General features: G+C 70.8%; 17 protein-coding genes. 5 read left to right on the top strand and 12 right to left on the bottom strand.

Going from position 1 to position 17,065, the window contains the following annotated elements:
- Positions 1–58: 58 nt before the first annotated feature.
- A complete protein-coding gene (locus Q9S36_RS09895; protein ID WP_311284965.1) occupies positions 59–1,024 on the top strand; it encodes a TIGR03885 family FMN-dependent LLM class oxidoreductase in 966 nt (321 codons plus the stop codon).
- On the top strand, positions 1,021–2,682 hold the full coding sequence (locus Q9S36_RS09900) for an alpha-amylase family protein (RefSeq protein WP_311284966.1): 1,662 nt from the start codon (positions 1,021–1,023) through the stop codon (positions 2,680–2,682). The genes Q9S36_RS09895 and Q9S36_RS09900 overlap by 4 nt, the downstream gene beginning before the upstream one ends.
- A gap of 4 nt (positions 2,683–2,686) precedes the next feature.
- Here Q9S36_RS09900 and Q9S36_RS09905 read toward each other — a convergent pair whose 3' ends face one another.
- The gene (locus tag Q9S36_RS09905; protein WP_311284967.1) at positions 2,687–3,331 is read right to left on the bottom strand and encodes a helix-turn-helix domain-containing protein; all 645 of its coding nucleotides are present in this window, start codon (positions 3,329–3,331) and stop codon (positions 2,687–2,689) included.
- A gap of 129 nt (positions 3,332–3,460) precedes the next feature.
- Here Q9S36_RS09905 and Q9S36_RS09910 point away from each other — a divergent pair, with 129 nt between their 5' ends.
- Both Q9S36_RS09910 and Q9S36_RS09915 read left to right on the top strand, forming a co-directional pair.
- On the top strand, positions 3,461–6,241 hold the full coding sequence (locus tag Q9S36_RS09910) for an MMPL family transporter (protein WP_311284968.1): 2,781 nt from the start codon (positions 3,461–3,463) through the stop codon (positions 6,239–6,241).
- Entirely contained in the window at positions 6,238–8,451 is a 2,214-nt protein-coding gene (locus Q9S36_RS09915) for a YhgE/Pip family protein (RefSeq protein ID WP_311284969.1), read from the top strand. The genes Q9S36_RS09910 and Q9S36_RS09915 overlap by 4 nt, the downstream gene beginning before the upstream one ends.
- A 139-nt stretch (positions 8,452–8,590) precedes the next feature.
- Here Q9S36_RS09915 and Q9S36_RS09920 read toward each other — a convergent pair whose 3' ends face one another.
- The 7 genes from Q9S36_RS09920 to Q9S36_RS09950 form a co-directional block, all read right to left on the bottom strand.
- On the bottom strand, positions 8,591–8,746 hold the full coding sequence (locus Q9S36_RS09920; protein ID WP_311284970.1) for a hypothetical protein: 156 nt from the start codon (positions 8,744–8,746) through the stop codon (positions 8,591–8,593).
- 67 nt (positions 8,747–8,813) lie between these two features.
- Positions 8,814–9,863, bottom strand: coding sequence for a c-type cytochrome biogenesis protein CcsB (ccsB, locus tag Q9S36_RS09925; RefSeq protein ID WP_311284971.1), 1,050 nt, complete (start codon positions 9,861–9,863; stop codon positions 8,814–8,816).
- Positions 9,864–9,867: 4 nt separating this feature from the next.
- Positions 9,868–11,628, bottom strand: a complete 1,761-nt coding sequence (locus Q9S36_RS09930) for a cytochrome c biogenesis protein ResB (RefSeq protein WP_396653739.1) — start codon at positions 11,626–11,628, stop codon at positions 9,868–9,870.
- The gene (locus Q9S36_RS09935) at positions 11,609–12,364 is read right to left on the bottom strand and encodes a cytochrome c biogenesis protein CcdA (RefSeq protein WP_311284972.1); all 756 of its coding nucleotides are present in this window, start codon (positions 12,362–12,364) and stop codon (positions 11,609–11,611) included. Before Q9S36_RS09935 ends, Q9S36_RS09930 begins: the two co-directional genes overlap by 20 nt.
- Positions 12,361–12,984 (bottom strand): TlpA disulfide reductase family protein, encoded by a 624-nt coding sequence (locus Q9S36_RS09940; RefSeq protein WP_311284973.1) that lies wholly within the window; start codon positions 12,982–12,984, stop codon positions 12,361–12,363. The genes Q9S36_RS09935 and Q9S36_RS09940 overlap by 4 nt, the downstream gene beginning before the upstream one ends.
- A complete protein-coding gene (locus Q9S36_RS09945) occupies positions 12,981–13,610 on the bottom strand; it encodes a histidine phosphatase family protein (protein ID WP_311284974.1) in 630 nt (209 codons plus the stop codon). Before Q9S36_RS09945 ends, Q9S36_RS09940 begins: the two co-directional genes overlap by 4 nt.
- Positions 13,611–13,652: 42 nt before the next feature.
- Complete coding sequence (locus Q9S36_RS09950; RefSeq protein WP_251451367.1) at positions 13,653–14,360, bottom strand: DedA family protein; 708 nt, start codon at positions 14,358–14,360, stop codon at positions 13,653–13,655.
- Between the two features lie 98 nt (positions 14,361–14,458).
- On the opposite strand from Q9S36_RS09950, the gene aspS reads away from it, so the two are divergent.
- Entirely contained in the window at positions 14,459–15,799 is a 1,341-nt protein-coding gene (gene aspS / locus Q9S36_RS09955) for an aspartate--tRNA(Asn) ligase (protein ID WP_311284975.1), read from the top strand.
- 4 nt (positions 15,800–15,803) lie between these two features.
- On the opposite strand, the gene Q9S36_RS09960 is transcribed toward aspS, so the two are convergent.
- The 4 genes from Q9S36_RS09960 to Q9S36_RS09975 all read right to left on the bottom strand — a co-directional run bounded on the left by Q9S36_RS09960 (position 15,804) and on the right by Q9S36_RS09975 (position 17,052).
- Positions 15,804–16,058, bottom strand: coding sequence for a glutaredoxin family protein (locus tag Q9S36_RS09960; RefSeq protein WP_251451371.1), 255 nt, complete (start codon positions 16,056–16,058; stop codon positions 15,804–15,806).
- Between the two features lie 104 nt (positions 16,059–16,162).
- Positions 16,163–16,261 (bottom strand): 30S ribosomal protein bS22, encoded by a 99-nt coding sequence (locus Q9S36_RS09965; RefSeq protein ID WP_003792170.1) that lies wholly within the window; start codon positions 16,259–16,261, stop codon positions 16,163–16,165.
- Positions 16,262–16,345: 84 nt separating this feature from the next.
- Positions 16,346–16,537, bottom strand: coding sequence for a helix-turn-helix domain-containing protein (locus Q9S36_RS09970; RefSeq protein ID WP_019182077.1), 192 nt, complete (start codon positions 16,535–16,537; stop codon positions 16,346–16,348).
- Between the two features lie 107 nt (positions 16,538–16,644).
- A complete protein-coding gene (locus Q9S36_RS09975; protein ID WP_311284976.1) occupies positions 16,645–17,052 on the bottom strand; it encodes a metalloregulator ArsR/SmtB family transcription factor in 408 nt (135 codons plus the stop codon).
- Positions 17,053–17,065 lie beyond the last annotated feature (13 nt).

The raw sequence follows: 17,065 nt of genomic DNA on the forward strand, positions 1-17,065 counted from the left end.
ACCCCCCAGCGGCGCGCAAGTGCTTGCCGCGGACGCGCGCGCGAACCACACTCGGGGCATGGTCTTCATCGGATACCACGCCTCGCACGAGCAACTTCCGCCCAGCACGCTGCTGCGCTGCGTCACCGGCGCAGAGCGCGCCGGCTTCGACGGCGCGATGTGCTCCGACCACCTGGCCCCGTGGGGGGTGCGACAGGGCGAGTCCGGGTTCGCCTGGTCGTGGCTCGGCGCCGCCCTCGCCCGCACCTCGTTCCCGATCGGCGTCGTCAACGCGCCCGGGCAGCGATATCACCCCGTGATCATCGCGCAGGCGATCGCGACGCTCGAGGAGATGTTCCCGGGACGGTTCTGGGCGGCGCTCGGCAGCGGCGAGGCGATGAACGAGCACATCACCGGCGACCCCTGGCCGCCCAAGAGCGAGCGCAACGCCCGACTCGAGGACTCCCTGACGATCATCCGCCGGCTCCTGGCCGGTGAGGAGGTCGACTTCGACGGGACCGTGCGGGTCCACCGCGCCCGCGTGTGGTCGCGCCCCGAGACGCCGCCGCCCCTGCTGGGCACGGCGGTCAGCTCCGAGACCGCGGGATGGCTCGCCGGCAAGGTCGACGGCCTGGCCACGGTCGCCCAGCCGGTCGAGGCGCTGCGCAAGGTGGTCGGCGCCTACCGCGACGCCGGCGGCACCGGACCCTGCGTCCTGCAGGTGCACGTCAGCCTCGGCGAGACGGACGCCGAGGCCTTCGCCGTCACACGCGATCAGTGGCGCAACGGCCTCATCGGCCCGCCGCGCGCGTGGGACTTCGAGCAGCCCGAGGACTTCGACGCCGCCACCGCCGACCCCGACGAGAAGCAGCTGCGCGAGGCGGTGCTGGTCGACCACGACCCGACGGCGCTCGCGGAGCGGATCGCCGAGCGGGTCGCGCTCGGGTTCGACCGCGTGTTCCTGCACCACGTCGGCAAGGAGCAGCAGCCCTTCCTGGATGCCGCCGGATCCGCGCTGCTGCCCGCATTGAGGGCCGCGCTGTGAAGATCACCGACACCAGCGACCTGTGGTGGAAGACCGCCGTCGTCTACTGCCTCGACGTCGAGACGTACCTCGACTCGAACGGCGACGGCACCGGCGATCTGGCCGGGCTCGGAAAGCGCATCGACTACCTCGCCGACCTCGGCGTGACCTGCCTGTGGCTCATGCCGTTCTACCCGACCATGGACCGCGACGACGGGTACGACGTCACGGACTTCTACGGTGTGGACCCGCGCCTGGGCACCCACGGCGATCTGGTGGAGGTGATCCGCACCGCGAAGGACCGCGGTATGCGCGTGATCGTCGACCTCGTGGTGAACCACACCTCCGACAAGCATCCGTGGTTCGTCTCGGCGACCCGTTCCCGCACCTCGCCCTACCGGGACTTCTACGTCTGGCGGGACGAGCCGCCGGCGAACAACGTCAACGCCGTCTTCCCCGGCGAAGAGGCGACGCTCTGGGAGAAGGACGAGAAGAGCGGGCAGTACTACCTGCACAGCTTCTACTCGCACCAGCCCGACCTCAACATCGTCAACCCGCGCGTGCGGGACGAGATCGCCAAGACGATCGGGTTCTGGCTTCAGCTGGGCATCTCGGGCTTCCGGGTGGATGCGGTCCCCTTCCTGCTCGAGGTGCAGGAAGGGGAGGACATCGGTGATCCGCACGAGTTCCTTCGAGACCTCCGCAGGTTCCTCCAGCGCCGCTCCAGCGAGGCCGTCCTCCTGGGCGAGGTGAATCTTCCCTACCGAGAGCAGCTGGAGTACTTCGGGACCGGGGCGGGCTACGAGCTGACCATGCAGTTCGACTTCGTCGGCATGCAGTCGCTCTACCTCTCGCTCGCCCGCTCCGATCCGGCGCCCCTGGCGAAGGCGCTCACCGCGCGTCCGGCGATCCCCGACGAGGCGCAGTGGGCCAACTTCGTGCGCAACCACGACGAGCTCACGCTCGACAAGCTGAGCGATGCCGAGCGCGATGAGGTCTTCGAGGCCTTCGCTCCCGAAGAGAGCCAGCGCGTCTACGGCCGCGGGATCGTCCGCAGGCTCCCCCCGATGCTCGGCGGAGATCCCCGGCGCATCCGCATGGTCTACAGCCTGCTGTTCTCGCTCCCCGGGGTGCCCGTGCTGTTCTACGGCGAAGAGATCGGCATGGGCGAGAACGGCGACCTCCACGCACGGATGGCGGTCCGCACGCCCATGCAGTGGAGCGACGAGCGCAACGGCGGATTCTCGGATGCCGCCCCCTCGCGCCTGGCCGCGGCCCCGCCCGGCGACGGATACGCCCCCCAGCACGTCAATGTCGCCTCGCAGCTCGAGGACGACGAGTCGCTGCTGCAGTTCATCCGGACCCTCACCGCGCGCTACCGGATCTCGCCCGAGATCGGATGGGGCCGGTTCTCGCTGCTCGAGCACGAGGCACCCGGGGTCCTCGCCCACTCCCTGAGCGCCGATGTGGGGCGGTTCGTCGCGGTGCACAACTTCACCGACGTCCCCACGACCATCACGCTCACGCTCGGCGACGAGCCCGAGGGGGCGGTGCTCTCCGACCTGCTCAGCACCGGCAGCTTCGACCTTGACGGCAAGGGCCGGGTCTCGTTCGACGTGCCCGCCTACGGCCACCTGTGGCTGCGGGTGCGGCGCCCGGGCGACGGCCGCGTCGGCTGAGGACTCACGCAGACGGGGCATCGATGAGGAGCTCGGCGACGCGCGCCAGCTCCTCATCGGTGCGCTGACGCAGCTCGGCGTCGTCGAGTCCCGCCATCACGCCGCGCACGGACGCCCCCTCCCACACGGTGAGCATGAGGGCGGCGGCCTCGGCGGCCGGCAGGCGGAACGAGATGACCTTCGCACGGGCGATGTCGTCGATGATCTGCGCGACGCTGTGCCGCATCTCGTCATCCTGGGCGAGGAAGGCCGCGGCGACCGCGGGGGTGCGCAGCGCGTGGATGCGGATCTCGCTCATGAGCAGGACGCCCAGCCGATCGTCCGCGGAGACGTCGATCGCCTGCTGGATGATCTCGAGCGGATGCGGGGGAACACGGCTGAACGCGCCGTCGCGCTCGAGATCGGCGACCCGCTCCCGCACCGTCGCCACGCGGGAGCGGGCGACCTGGGCGGCGAGCTCGAGGAACAGCTCCTCCTTCGTCTCGAAGTTGGAGTAGAAGGCACCGCGCGTGAACCCCGCGCGCTCGCACACCGCCTCGACCGACGCGGCGGCCAGGCCGACCTCGGCGAAGACGAGGGCGGCGGCGTCCAAGAGCTTCTGCCGCGTCGCCTCGCGTCGTCTCGACGGGGTCGCCGACGGATCCGCCATGCAATCACCTCCGGGCTCATCTTCACACGCAGCACTCAGTCTTCGATGCGCGATCCGGCCTACGATACACAGGTGTATCCGATACAGCGCTGTATCGATTTCTCGTAGCCGCGGATCCCGGAGGCGCTGTTGTCCACCCTGCTGTACTCACTCGGACGCTGGGCGTATCACCGTCCGTGGCGCGTCCTTCTCGCCTGGCTGCTGCTGTTGGCACTCGCCGGCGGCGGCGCGGCGGTGTTCATGAAGGGCACCGACAACTCCTTCTCGATCCCCGGCACCGAGGCGCAGGAGGGCATCCAGATGCTCGACCGCACCTTCCCCCAGGCCAGCGGCACGAGCGCGCAGCTGGTCGTGGTGGCCGCCGACGGCGACCGGGTGGCGGACGAGCCGTACGCCGGCGCGATCGGCGACACGCTGCAGGACCTCGAAGACCTCGACGGCGTCCTGGCCGTGACCGATCCCTTCGACGAGATGGTGAGCGGCCTGGTCTCCGAGGACGACACCGCCGCGATCATCCGGCTGCAGTTCGACGGTCAGGCCACCGACATCTCGGACGAGACCAAGGCCACCCTCGAGGGCGTGGCCGACGACCTCCTCACGACCCTCCCCGCGGGATCGCAGGCGGCCATGGGCGGAGACCTGTTCTCGACGTCCGTCCCCGCGCTGTCGCTGATCGAAGCGGTCGGCGTGCTCATCGCGCTGTTCGTGCTCATCGTGACCTTCCGCTCGATCGCCGTGGCGTGGTTCCCGCTCATCAGCGCCATCATCGGCGTCGGCCTGGCGATCGCGCTCATCTACGTCTCGACGGCCTTCGCCTCGATCTCGTCGACCACCCCGATGCTCGCGATCATGCTGGGCCTGGCGGTCGGGATCGACTACGCCCTCTTCATCGTCGCCCGCCACCAGGATCAGGTCCGCGCGGGCATGGCTCCCGACGAATCCGCCGCGCGCGCGACGGGAACGGCGGGTTCGGCCGTCGTGTTCGCCGGCGTCACCGTGCTCATCGCCCTCATCGGACTGTCGTTCGCGAACATCCCCTTCCTCACCACGATGGGGATCGCCGCCGCGGTGGCCGTGGCGATCGCGGTCGTCGTCGCCCTCACGCTCACCCCCGCCCTCCTCGGCTTCGCGAAGGGCCGCGTCGCGGGCTGGCAGCCCCGCGCACGACGCGACCGGCCGGTGCGGACCCCCCGGCCCAACCGCTGGGTGATGCTCGTGACGCGGCATCCGCTCATCACGACCGTCGCCGTCGTCGTCGGCCTCGGAATCGCGGCCATCCCGGCCGCCAGCCTCACCCTCGCCCTGCCGAACGCGGGCGTGCAGCCCCCGTCGAGTCAGGCGCGTCAGGCCTACGACCTCACCGCGGAGCGCTTCGGTCCGGGCTCCAACGGACCGCTCATCCTGGCCGGGACGATCGTCACCTCGACCGACCCGCTCGGCCTCATGGCCGACCTCGCCGAAGAGATCGAGCAGATCCCCGGTGTGAAGGAGGTGGCGCTGTCCACCCCCAATGAGACCGCCGACACCGGCCTCATCCAGGTCGTCCCCGAGACCGCGCCCGACGATCCGGCCACCGCCGAGCTCGTGCGCGACCTCCGCGCACAGCACGACCGGCTGCTCGAGGAGTACGGCGTCGACCTGAAGGTCACCGGCTTCACCGCAGTCGGGATCGACATCTCCGACCGGCTCGGCGCGGCCCTCATCCCCTTCGGCATCTTCGTCGTCGGGCTCTCGCTCATCCTGCTGACGATCGTCTTCCGCTCCATCTGGGTGCCCCTGAAAGCCGCCGCCGGCTATCTGCTCTCGGTCGCCGCATCGTTCGGCGTGGTCGCGGCGGTGTTCGAGTGGGGCTGGTTCGCCGACGCCCTGCACGTCACCCGCACCGGCCCGGTCATCAGCTTCATGCCCATCATCCTCATGGGCGTCCTGTTCGGGCTGGCGATGGACTACGAGGTGTTCCTGGTCTCGCGGATGCGCGAGGACTACGTTCACGCCCGGCGGGCCCGGGGCGGCCGCGCCGACCGCGCCACCGCGATCGCCGCCGTGCGGTCGGGCTTCACCGCCTCGGCCCGGGTCGTCACCGCCGCCGCCGTGATCATGTTCGCCGTCTTCGCCGCGTTCGTCCCCGAAGGCGACTCGTCGATCAAGCCGATCGCCCTGGGGCTCGCCGTCGGCATCGCCGTCGACGCCTTCGTCGTGCGGATGACCCTCGTGCCGGCCGTGATGGCCCTGCTGGGCGAGAAGGCGTGGTGGATGCCGCGCTGGCTCGACCGGATCCTCCCTCACTTCGACATCGAGGGCGAAGCCGTCGAACGCGAGATCGCCCTGCGGGACTGGCCCGCGCCGGGCTCGAGGTCGGCCATCGTCGTCGAGGACCTCGCTGTCACCGCCGACACCGGCCGCGGCGGGGCGGTGACGATCTTCGACGGCGCCCGCACGAGCGTGGAGCCCGGCGGCACGCTGGTGGTGACCGGCGACGCGCGCGCGACGCGCGCCTTCGCGCTCGTCGTGGCCGGCCGGCTCGCTCCCGACGAGGGCCGGATCCGTGTGGCAGGGCACCTGCTGCCGGGTCGTGCCGCGTGGGTGCGTGGCCACGTCGGCCTGGCTCTGCTCGGCGACGCCGACGACCCCGTCCGCGAGATCCGCAGCGCGCTGGACGGCCGCCCGTCGCTCATCGTGATCGACGGCGTCGACGCGCTGGACGCTCCCCGCCGGGATCAGGCGGCCGCGCTCCTGCGCGACGCCTCGGCGCGTCTGGCCGCCACCGACGACACGCTCACGATCGTCGCGACCGCCCGCAGCGAGGGCGCGGCCCTCGCCCTCCTCGCCGAGGCGCACCGCCCCCGCATCGACGCACTCGCCCTGCGGGTGCACTCCGCTTCCTCCCCCGCCCCCGAGGTGAACGCATGACCCTTCCCATCGAACGCTCGCGCCCGCGCCGACCCGTCACGTGGCTCACCCTGGTCGGGATCGTGCTGCTGCCCGTCATCATCGGCGGCATCCTCATCGCCGCGCTCTACAACCCCACCGAGCGCCTCGAGAACATCAACGCCGCGATCGTGAACGAGGACGAGCCCGTCACGATCGGCGACCAGCTCGTGCCCCTCGGGCGTCAGCTGACCGCAGGGCTCGTCGAGGGCTCGGACGAGCTCGACAGCAACCTCACATGGACGATCTCGAACGCCGACGACGCTGCGGACGGCCTCGCCGAGGGCACCTACAACGCCGTCATCACGATTCCGGCGGACTTCTCGGCCGCCGCGACGTCGACCCAGCCCGGGGCGACCCCCGAGAAGGCCGTCATCGACGTCACCACACCCCCCGACAGCCTGATCGTCGACGACGCCATCACCGCCCAGGTCGCGCAGGCTGCGGCATCCCTCATGGGCGACGAGCTGTCGAGCCTCTATCTCGAGAACGTCCTGCTGGGCTTCACCACGCTCGGCGACCAGCTCGGCGACGCCGCCGACGGAGCGGGTGAGCTCGCCGACGGGACGAGCGAGGCCGCCGGCGGCACGGTGAGCCTCGCCGACGGCGTCGCGCAGCTCTCGGGAGGCGCCGACCAGCTCGCCGGCGGTGCCGGAGGCATCGCGTCGGGCGTCGGCGAACTCGCCGGCGGCGCACGGGAGCTCGCCGCGGGCGCGGACGGCATCGCCGGCGGCACCGCCGAGATCGCCGGGGGTGCCGGGCAGCTCGCCGCCGGCACCGCGGCTGCTGCGGACGGACTCGACACGTGGGCGGGCGGGGCCCGCGACATCGCCGCCGGTGGCAGCGAACTGGCCGGCGGCCTGACGCTCATGGCCGACGAGGTCTCGCAGCTGCCCGACGTGCCCGTCGAGGTCGTCGACGCCGCCGGCGCACTCGCCGCCGACAGCGAGCAGATCAGGACCGCGGTGACGGATGCCGCGGCCGAGCTCGCGGCATTGTCGGCGGACTGCCTCGCCCAGGGCGGCTCGGCCGAGCTGTGCGCGACGCTCACCGACATCTCGGCGCGGGTCGACGACGCCCTCCCGACCGTCACCGCCACCCTCGGCGACGCCGACACGATCGCCGCCGGCGTCGCCGACCTGGCCGAATTCGAGCCTCGGCTGGTGGCCGCGCTGCGCGAAGCCGCCGGTGGCGCGTCGGCGCTGGCGGGCGGGATGGACGAACTCGCCGACGGTGCCGCCGACGCCGCGGGAGGCCTGGACGAGCTCTCGGGCGGCATGTCCTCGCTCGCGAGCGGTGCCGATGAACTCGCCGACGGCGCCTCGACGTGGGCGTCGGGTGCGCGCACGTGGGCTGCGGGCGCCGATCAGGCCGCGAGCGGTGCGAGCACGTGGGCCGGCGGCGCCTCGACGTGGGCGACCGGAGCGACGGATGCCGCAGCCGGCGCCGACGACCTCGCCGACGGCCTCGGACTCATCGCCGACGGCACGGGCGAGCTGGCCACCGGGCTGCAGACCGCGACCGACGAGATCCCCTCGTACAGCGATGCCGAAGCCGCCGAACTCGCCGGGGTCGTCGCCGACCCGGTGACGGCGCAGGGTGTCGGCTCGGAGCTGTTCGGCGCCTCGGCCGTTCCGCTGCTGACGACGCTCGCGCTGTGGTTCGGCGGACTCGGCAGCTTCGTCGCCCTGCAGGCTGTCACGCGACGTTCGCTCTCGGCGCGGGCGTCGTCGCCGGTGCTCGCACTGCGGGCGCTCGCGCCGGCCGCCGGCCTGGGCGCGGTGCAGGGCCTGCTCGTCGCCGGTGTCGTGCAGCTCGCGGCATCCTACGATCCGGGAGCGTGGACGGTGTTCGCGCTGGTGTGCGTGGTGGCAGGAGTGGCCTTCGCGGCGGTGAACCAGGCGCTGGTGGCGGTCTTCGGCGGCGCGGGCCGCTGGGTGTCGGCGATGATCGGCGTGCTGGCGGTCGCCACGGGCGTGGTGTCGACCGTGCCGGGCGCCCTGTCCGCGGTGGCCGCGCTCGCGCCGACCTCGCCCGCGTACAACGGCATGGTCGCCGCGCTGACGTCTGCGGACGGCGTCGCGGCCGGACTCGTCGGACTCACCGTGTGGGCGCTGCTCGCGTTCGCCGCGACCGTCGTGGCCGTCACCCGCCGCCGCACCGTCACCGCCCGGTCGCTCCTCGCCGCCTGACCTCCTCGCCCCTTCCCCGCATCGGCCACGCATCGTCCACGCATCGTCCAGATCACGTGATCTCGCCGAGTGCACACGTCACGCGCGGGCGTAACGGGTGCACTCGGTCACAGCACGTGATCTGGACGGGAGGCCGAGGTCACCGGGGATCGGGCTCGGCGTCCGTTCCGGGCTCCGGATTCGTCCCGGCCTCGGCGGCGTCCTCGCGGACCTCGTCGGTGAGCGCGTCGGTGGGCGGGCCGTCGTCGGGGCGCGCGTCGTCGGAGTGACGGGAGTGGGGTGTGGTGTCGCTCATGGGAGCTCCTTTCGACACCGCCACTCTTCCGGCGCCCGGCCCTCCCGCCAACGGGGTTGACAGCGCGTCAGCTGAGCCCGGAGTACGCGTGCAGGCCCTTGAAGAACATGTTCACGATCGTGAAGTTGAACAGGACCGCGGTGAACCCGATGATCGACAGCCACGCCGAACGCGCGCCGCGCCAGCCGCGTGTCGCGCGCGCGTGGATGTACCCGGCGTACAGCACCCAGATGACGAAGGTCCAGACTTCCTTCGTGTCGAAGCCCCAGTAGCGGCCCCAGGCGTCGTTGGCCCAGATGGATCCGGCGATGAGGGTGAAGGTCCAGAAGATGAAGCCGATGATCGCGAAGCGGTACGCCAGCGACTCGAGGGCGTCGGCGTTCGGCAGGGTGCGCAGGAAGCGCGGCCCGGTCGAGCTGGGCCCGGTCGAGGTGCGCCCGGTCGGCGTGGGGTCGGATGCCGCTACGGCGAGCATCCGGCGCTCACGGCGCGCCTGCATCAACTGAAGTACGGAAAGCCCGAACGCCAGCGCGAACAGGGCGGTGGCCAGGGAGGCGACGAAGACGTGGATGACCAGCCACACGCTCTTGAGCGGATCCATCAGCGGAACGACCTCGACGTAGAACGAGATCGTCGCGCCACCCAGCAGCAGCACCACCATGCCGATCAGGAACGCACCGAGGAAGCGGACGTCGTAGCGGCGCAGCACCAGCAGGTAGACGGCCACGATCAGGACCGTGCCGGTCAGCGCGAACTCGTACATGTTCGCCCACGGCACCCGCTCCGCGGCGATCCCGCGCAGGATGGTGCCGGCCAGGTGGAACAGGAACGCGAGGACCGTCAGCGACGTCCCGATCCGCGCCCACAGCAGTCGCGGGCGGTCGTCGCGCGGCGGCGCGGTCTCGACGCCGGCGTCGCGCCCGCCCGCCGCAGCGGATGAGCCCACCGTCGCGCCGACGAGCTCGCGCTCGCGGACCACCCGCTGATCGGCTGCGACAGCCCCCCGACGGGCGAGGTCGACGGCGTACGCGACGAACGCGAGCGCGTAGATCGCGATCGCCGTCCACACGAGCAGCACCGACACGGTGTCGAGGGTCATCGGAGCGGTTTCGGGCATGGGTTCAGTTTACGTCGCGGCTCTGCGGCCGGCCCTCGATGCCGACGCCCGCATGACCGTCTCCGCCGCCCTCGCGGTGGCGACGCGCGAACTGCTCGACGGCGTCATCCAGCGTCGGGTCCTCGCCGCGGGCGAGCCCCGCGTACTCGATCCGCACGGCGTTCCCGTGTGCGGTGGCCTTGACCCACATGCGACGGCGCGGCACGAAAAGGGCCGCGAGCAGCCCCGCCGTCGCCAGCATCGCGAACACGAGCACCCAGACGGCGGCCGCGTCGCGGTGGATCGACAGCGACACATAGCGCTTGACGGCATCCTCGTAGCCCTGCGCGCCCTCGGGCGACTCGTCCTCGAAGGTGATGGTGCCGAAACCGCCCGGCAGGTCGAGCGTGTCCCCCGGGGCGAGCTGCAGGGAGTCGACGTCGGTGTCACCTCCGCTCAGTCGCGTCATCCCCGTGGGGTCGAGCGTGTACACCGACCGGGGGGTGCCGTCGTCGATGCCGAGATCGCCGGAGTACACGTCGAGCGAGAGCACCGGCAGGATCAGATCGGGGTAGGACGAGGTGAAGGCGCCGGTGGTCAGCTGCGCCTGCGTCGGATAGAAGAACCCGACGATCCCGAGCTGGTCCGCGAGCCCGTCGGGCACCTTGACCACACCGAGCGAGGTCATGTTGCTGTCCTGCGGCAGGAAGGGCACCGACTCCGAGAACACGACCTCGCCCTCGGGGTCGCGGATGGTGATGGTCGGCGCGTAGCCGTTGCCCATGAGGTAGATCCGATCGCCGGCGAGCTCGAGCGGGTGGTTGACCCGCACCTCTCCCTGCTGCGGCTGCTCACCCGCACGCTGCGTGGTGAGGTGCGCGACGAAGTCGCCGGCTTGACCGGCCCCCTGCTGCCCCAGCGGCACGTAGCTGACCGAGAACTCGTCGAGGGTGAGCGCATAGGGCTCGAGCTCTTCCTCGTCGACGAAGCGGCCGGGATTGAACGAGGAGTAGTCGAGCATCGCGTTGACGAACGTGCGCCCCTCGATGATCACGCTCTGGCCGGTGTAGGTGAGTCCCCCGCCGATGCCGACCGCCAGCAGCACGCCGACGAGCGCGCCGTGGAAGACGAGGTTCCCGGTCTCGCGCAGGTAGCCCCGCTCGGCCGACACCGAGAAGGCGCCGCGGCCGTCGTAGCGCTCCACGCGGTAGCCGGCTCTGCGCAGCTGCGCCTGCGCCCGATCCACGGCGGCGGCTGCGGCATCCGTCGCGTCGTCATCGGATGCCGCCACCACGGTCGTCGTCCGGTAGGCCGACAGGCGCTCCAGACGTGCGGGCGTGCGGGGCGGCCGCGCGCGCAGCGCCTTGTAGTGGTGGGTGGTGCGCGGGATCACGCAGCCGATGAGCGAGATGAACAGCAGGATGTAGATGGCCGAGAACCACGGGGACGTGTACACGTCGAACAGGCTCATCCCGTCGAGCACCGGGGCGAGGTCGGGGTTGTCGGCGTAGTACTGCGTGACGCCGTTGGGGTCGGCGCTGCGCTGCGGCACGAGCGAGCCGGGCACCGCGGCGATCGCCAGCAGCAGCAGGAGGACGAGCGCCGTGCGCATCGAGGTCAGCTGACGCCACCCCCACCGCAGCCACCCCACGACCCCGAGCGCTGGCTGGACGATGTCGGCCTGGGCGTCGGCGTGGTCGGACGGACGCAGCGGCTCGGCGGCGCGCTCGGCGGCGCTGTCGGCGGCCCTGTCGGCGGCCGTGGCGTCAGAGGGGGAGCGGGACACTGGCGAACACCCCCTGCAGCTGGGACATGATCGCGGTCCAGACCCCGGTCACCATGAGCAGGCCGAGAAGGATCAGCACGACGCCTCCGACGATGTTGACGGCACGGATATGCCGCCGGAGGAATCCGACCGAGCGGGTGGCCCAGCCGAACCCGAGCGTGAGCAGCACGAACGGGATCCCGAGGCCCAGCGAGTACGCCAGACCGAGGAGCGCGCCGCGTCCGGCCGAGCCCTGATCGAACGACATGCCCAGGATCACCGCGAGCGTGGGGCCGATGCAGGGCGTCCACCCGATGCCGAGCGCGACGCCGAGCAGCGGTGCGCCGACGAGGCCCAGGTTGCCGCGCACCTGTGGGCGCATCGTGCGCTGCGCCAGACCGAACACGCCGATGAAGACGAGCCCCATGATGATGATCACGACGCCCAGCACCCGGGTGATCGGGTCGGCGTACTCGATCAGGAAGCGCCCCAGGGTTCCGCCGAGCATCGCCACGCTCATGAAGACGAGTGTGAAGCCGGCGATGAACAGCAGCACGCCCAGCAGCAGACGCGTCCGCCCGGGGTTCGCGCGGGCGGCACGGGCGGATCCACCGCCGACGGCTCCGCCGATGAACCCGAGATAGCCGGGCACCAGCGGCAGGACGCATGGCGACAGGAACGAGATGAGCCCGGCGAGGACGGCGATCGGGACGGCGATCAGCAGCGAACCGCCGGCGACGGCATCCGCGGGATTCACGAGCCGTCCAGGGCGTCGTCCACGAGCGTCGTGAGGATCGACGCCTCGCTCAGCTGGCCGATCACGCGAGCGGCGACCCGTCCCTCGGCGTCGAGCACGAGGGTCGTGGGCACGGCGTTGAGGGGCGTCTGCTCGGCGAAGGCGAGCTTGATCGACCCGTCCTCGGTCGCGAGGGCACTCGGGTAGGTCACGCCGTACGTGTCGGCGAAGGCGAGCGAGGCGTCGGCGCCGTCGTACAGGTTGACCCCGAAGAAGGTGACGTCCTCGCCCTCGTACTCGGCGTGGGCGGCTTCGAGCTCGGGCGCCTCGACGCGGCACGGAGCGCACGCGGCGTACCAGAAGTTGACGACGACGACGTCGCCGGCGACGTCGTCGCTGGTGATCGTGCCGCCGCTGTCGAGGACTCCCTCGAACTCGACCGGCTCGCCGCGTTCGGCCTCGGGGATCTCGACGACGCGGAACCCGTCCGCGGCGATGAATCCCTTGTTGTCACCGGCGCGGTACTGATCGGCGAGGGGGTCGTTGGTGCAGGCCGCGAGCGCCGCGGTGAGCCCCAGCGCCACGAGGGCGGATGCCGCGGCCCGCAGTCCGCCGCGTCGCGGTCGGTCGTGGGTGGTCATACTGCTCCGACGTCGACGGAGCCGGCGGTCGAGGCCGGCTCGGCGTAGCTGCGCTCGGCCCAGGTGCCGTCGCGCATCTCGAAGGTGGTCACGCTCGAGAGCGCACAGCGGCGCTCCCGCGGGTCGTGGCGGGAGGGCAGACCGGCGACGGCGAGATGGGTGACCCAGATCGGCAGCTGGTGCGAGACGATCACGACGTCGCCGGAATCCGCGGACTCCCAGGCGTCCGTCATCGCGTGGTTCATCCGGCCGATGACGTCCGCGTACGCCTCGCCCCAACTGGGGAGGGCAGGCTTGCGCAGATGACGCCAGTTCCACGGATTGGCGAGGGCCCGCACCATCCGGCGCCCCTCGAAGACGTTCGTCGGCTCGATCACGCGATCATCGATCACCGGCTTCAGGCCGAAGATCTCGGCGAACGGCTCGGCCGACTCCTGGGCGCGCTCGAGCGGAGAGCACACCAGCGCGGTGACGGGGCGATCGAGCCCCTTCACGTACTCGGCGGCCTCACGTGCCATCCGGCGTCCGGCGTCGCTCAGCGAGAAGCCGGGAAGTCGCCCGTAGAGAACGCGGTGGGGATTGTGGACCTCCCCATGGCGCACGAGATGGAGGCGTTCGGCGGGCACGCCACCAGTCTATGGCGGGCGGTTCTGTGGACGGGCTGAGCGTCAGTCCGCGCGCGTGGGAGCGAGCTCGCGGTCGTCCTCGTCCTCGCCCGCGCCGCTGCGGCGATCGCGGGCGGTTGCCACGAGGGTGCGGGTGCGGGCCCACACGAACCAGGCGACGCCGATCACGACGGCGGCGATGACGGCGTACTGCAGGGCGTCTGCGTACGGCTCGACCATCGGCCACGCTTCGCCGAGCAGGAACCCGGCCATCACGAAGATCGTGTTCCAGATGAGGCTGCCGGCGGTGGTGAGGAGTCCGAAACGCCACAGCGGCATGCGCGTCACGCCCGCGGGGATCGAGATGAGGCTGCGGAAGATCGGGATCATGCGGCCGAAGAACACCGCCTTGCCGCCGTGCTTGACGAACCAGTCCACGGTGCGGTCGATGTCTTCGGGATGCAGCAGCGGCACGACGGAGGCGATGCGGCGCAACCGCTCGACACCGAACCAGGCGCCGATCGCGTAGAGCAGGAACGCCCCGACGACCGATCCGGCCGTCGTCCACGCCAGCGCCTCGAACAGCGTGAACGAGCCGCGGCTGGCGGCGAGCCCGGCCATCGGCAGCACGACTTCGCTGGGAAGCGGGGGGAAGAGGTTCTCGAGCGCGATGGCGATGCCGGCCCCGGGGGCGCCGACGACGTCCATGAGGGACACCGTCCAGTCCATGATGGCGCCGAGCCAGGAGCTGTCGTTCGCGTGAGCAGTCATCGCGGCCACGATAGGGCAGGCAGGTTACAGAAACCTGTGCCGCCACGTTGCGGGCGCCTGTGAATCGCCTCCGAGGCGCACACGTAGACTTGGGCCCCGTGAGTGAACGCGTTCTCGTCAAGCAGCTTCAGGACCTCGCCGACGGCCCGGTCTCCGTCTCGGGATGGGTCGAAACGGTCCGCGACCAGAAGAAGGTGCAGTTCGTCATCCTGCGGGACGAGTCCGGCGCGGTGCAGCTGGTCAATCCGGCAACCCGGCCGTCGGAGGACGGCGCCGAGCAGGACGCGGGTGCCCTCGCCCTCACCGAGACCATCTCGGGCCTCACCCACGGCACGTTCCTGACGGTGACCGGTGCGCTCAAGCACGACGAGCGGGTGAAGCTGGGCGGCGTCGAGGTCAAGATCGCGTCGCTCGACATCGCCGCCGTCGCCCTCCCCGAGACCCCGATCGCCGCCGACAGCGGCATGGACAAGCGCATGGACTGGCGCTTCCTCGACCTGCGGCAGCGCCGGAACAACCTGATCTTCCGCGTGCAGACGACGCTCGAGCACGCCATGCGCACGTACTGGATCGAGCGCGACTACATCGAGGTGCACTCCCCCAAGCTCATGGCCTCGGCATCCGAATCCAACGCCGAGCTGTTCTCGCTGGAGTACTTCGACGACCAGACCGCCTACCTGGCGCAGAGCCCGCAGTTCTTCAAGCAGATGGCCCAGGTCGCGGGATTCGGCAAGATCTTCGAGATCGCCCCCGCCTTCCGCGCCGACCCGTCGTTCACGAGCCGGCACGCCACCGAGTTCACCTCGATCGACGCCGAGATCAGCTGGATCGACTCCCACGAGGACGTCGCCTCGATGCAGGAGGAACTGCTCGCGACGGCGATCCAGGCGGTCAAGGACAAGCACGGCGCCGAGATCGAGGAGCTGTTCGGCTTCGAGGTCGTCGTTCCCGCCGTGCCGTTCCCGCGCATCCCCCTGGCCGAGGCCCGCGAGATCGTCGCGGCCCGCGGCTACGACATCCCCCGCACCGACGGCGACCTCGATCCCGAGGGCGAGCGGCAGATCGCGGCCCACGTGGAGGAGACCTACGGGCACCAGTTCGTCTTCATCACCGACTATCACCCGGAGATCCGCGCGTTCTACCACATGCGCGACGAGCAGACCGGGCTCACCAAGAGCTACGACCTGCTGTTCAAGGGCGTCGAGATCACCACGGGCGCGCAGCGCGAGCACCGGGTGGATGTGCTCATCGAGCAGGCGAAGGAGAAGGGCCTGGAGCCGGAGCACCTCGACTTCTACTTCGACTTCTTCCGCTACGGCGCCCCGCCCCACGGCGGCTTCGGCATGGGCCTCGCCCGGGTGCTGATGCTGCTGCTCGGCGAGTCGTCGATCCGCGAGGTCACCTACCTCTTCCGCGGGCCCACGCGCCTGGCGCCCTGACGGGTCAGCGCGCGGCCTGCAGGGCTTCGCGCAGGCGGTCGGCCGACACGCGCCAGTGCGCGTGCAGGTCGCCGTCGATGAGGACCACCGGGATCTTCTCCCACCACCGCGCGTAGAGCTCGGGATCGTCGAGGATCGACCGCTCCTGCACGTCGACGGCGTCCTCGGGAAGATCGGCGACCACGGTCTCGACGATCTCGCGTGCGACGTCGCAGAGGTGGCAGCCGTCCTTGCCGATGAGGGTGATCGTGGTGCTCACCCCTGAATCCTAGATCGGGGTGCGCCGGGGCGGATCCGCCCCGGAAACACGAAGCGCCCCCGTCGACCGTTATCGGGTCGGGGGCGCTAGGTGTCGTTCGCCGCTTACTTCTTGTTGCGGCGCTGGTGGCGAGTCTTGCGAAGCAGCTTGCGGTGCTTCTTCTTCGCCATGCGCTTGCGGCGCTTCTTGATGACTGAACCCACGGAAAACCTCACTACTGTCAGGGGTCTGGACGCGTCTCGTGCGCGACCGGGATCGGGCAGATGCGAAAAATGCCTCGGGACAGTCTAGCCGACGTCGGCGATGGGCCGTTGCAGGGCCTCGGTGACGGCGGATTCGGGCACACGGTAGCTCCGTCCGAAACGGACGGCGGGCAGCTCGCCGGAGTGCACCAGTCGATAGACCGTCATCTTCGACACGCGCATCAGCTCCGCGACTTCGGCGACGGTCAGGAAGCGCACGTCAGGCAGCTCCGCCATGTGAATCCCTTCCCCAGAGGTAGTGAGCACACTCTAAGGGTTCCGGGCGACGCGTGTAAACCCGTGTGACAGGTGTGACGAATGGGGTAGATCCCGTGCGCGACGATTCAGCGACCGGGAAGCTTCTTCAGCGCGCTCTCGAGGGCGTGCTTCGCGGATGCCGCGGCCCGGCCGACCACGTCGGCGGCGTGCGCCGCCGACTCCGGAAGCGTGACCGCCGCCGGGTCGAACTCGTCCGCACCCTCACCCAGGAACGGCACCAGCCAGTCGTCCACCTCGTCCAGAGGTCCGGCGGACAGGCTGTAATAGCGGTGCTGCCCTTCTTCGCGCACCGAGACGAGGTGCGCCTCGCGCAGCACCTTGAGATGCTTCGAGACCGTCGGCTGGCTCGTGCCCAGCTCGTGGACGATCTGCGAGACGCTCGTGCCTCTCTCTCCGGCGGATGCGCGGTCGAGCAGCAGTCGAAGGATGTCGCGCCGCGTGCCGTCCGCAATCACGTCGAAGATGTCCGCCATGTGCTCAGAGTAG

Source organism: Microbacterium sp. ARD31 (assembly GCF_031844425.1).

Bases quoted from the DNA above. Each gene is read 5' to 3' on its own strand.
- Q9S36_RS09915 (WP_311284969.1), top strand. From the start codon at position 6,238: ATGACCCTTCCCATCGAACGCTCGCGCCCGCGCCGACCCGTCACGTGG.
- Q9S36_RS09895 (WP_311284965.1), top strand. From the start codon at position 59: ATGGTCTTCATCGGATACCACGCCTCGCACGAGCAACTTCCGCCCAGC.
- Q9S36_RS09920 (WP_311284970.1), bottom strand. From the start codon at position 8,746: ATGAGCGACACCACACCCCACTCCCGTCACTCCGACGACGCGCGCCCC.
- Q9S36_RS09970 (WP_019182077.1), bottom strand. From the start codon at position 16,537: ATGGCGGAGCTGCCTGACGTGCGCTTCCTGACCGTCGCCGAAGTCGCG.
- Q9S36_RS09975 (WP_311284976.1), bottom strand. From the start codon at position 17,052: ATGGCGGACATCTTCGACGTGATTGCGGACGGCACGCGGCGCGACATC.
- Q9S36_RS09940 (WP_311284973.1), bottom strand. From the start codon at position 12,984: ATGACCACCCACGACCGACCGCGACGCGGCGGACTGCGGGCCGCGGCA.
- ccsB (WP_311284971.1), bottom strand. From the start codon at position 9,863: ATGCCCGAAACCGCTCCGATGACCCTCGACACCGTGTCGGTGCTGCTC.
- Q9S36_RS09905 (WP_311284967.1), bottom strand. From the start codon at position 3,331: ATGGCGGATCCGTCGGCGACCCCGTCGAGACGACGCGAGGCGACGCGG.
- Q9S36_RS09950 (WP_251451367.1), bottom strand. From the start codon at position 14,360: ATGACTGCTCACGCGAACGACAGCTCCTGGCTCGGCGCCATCATGGAC.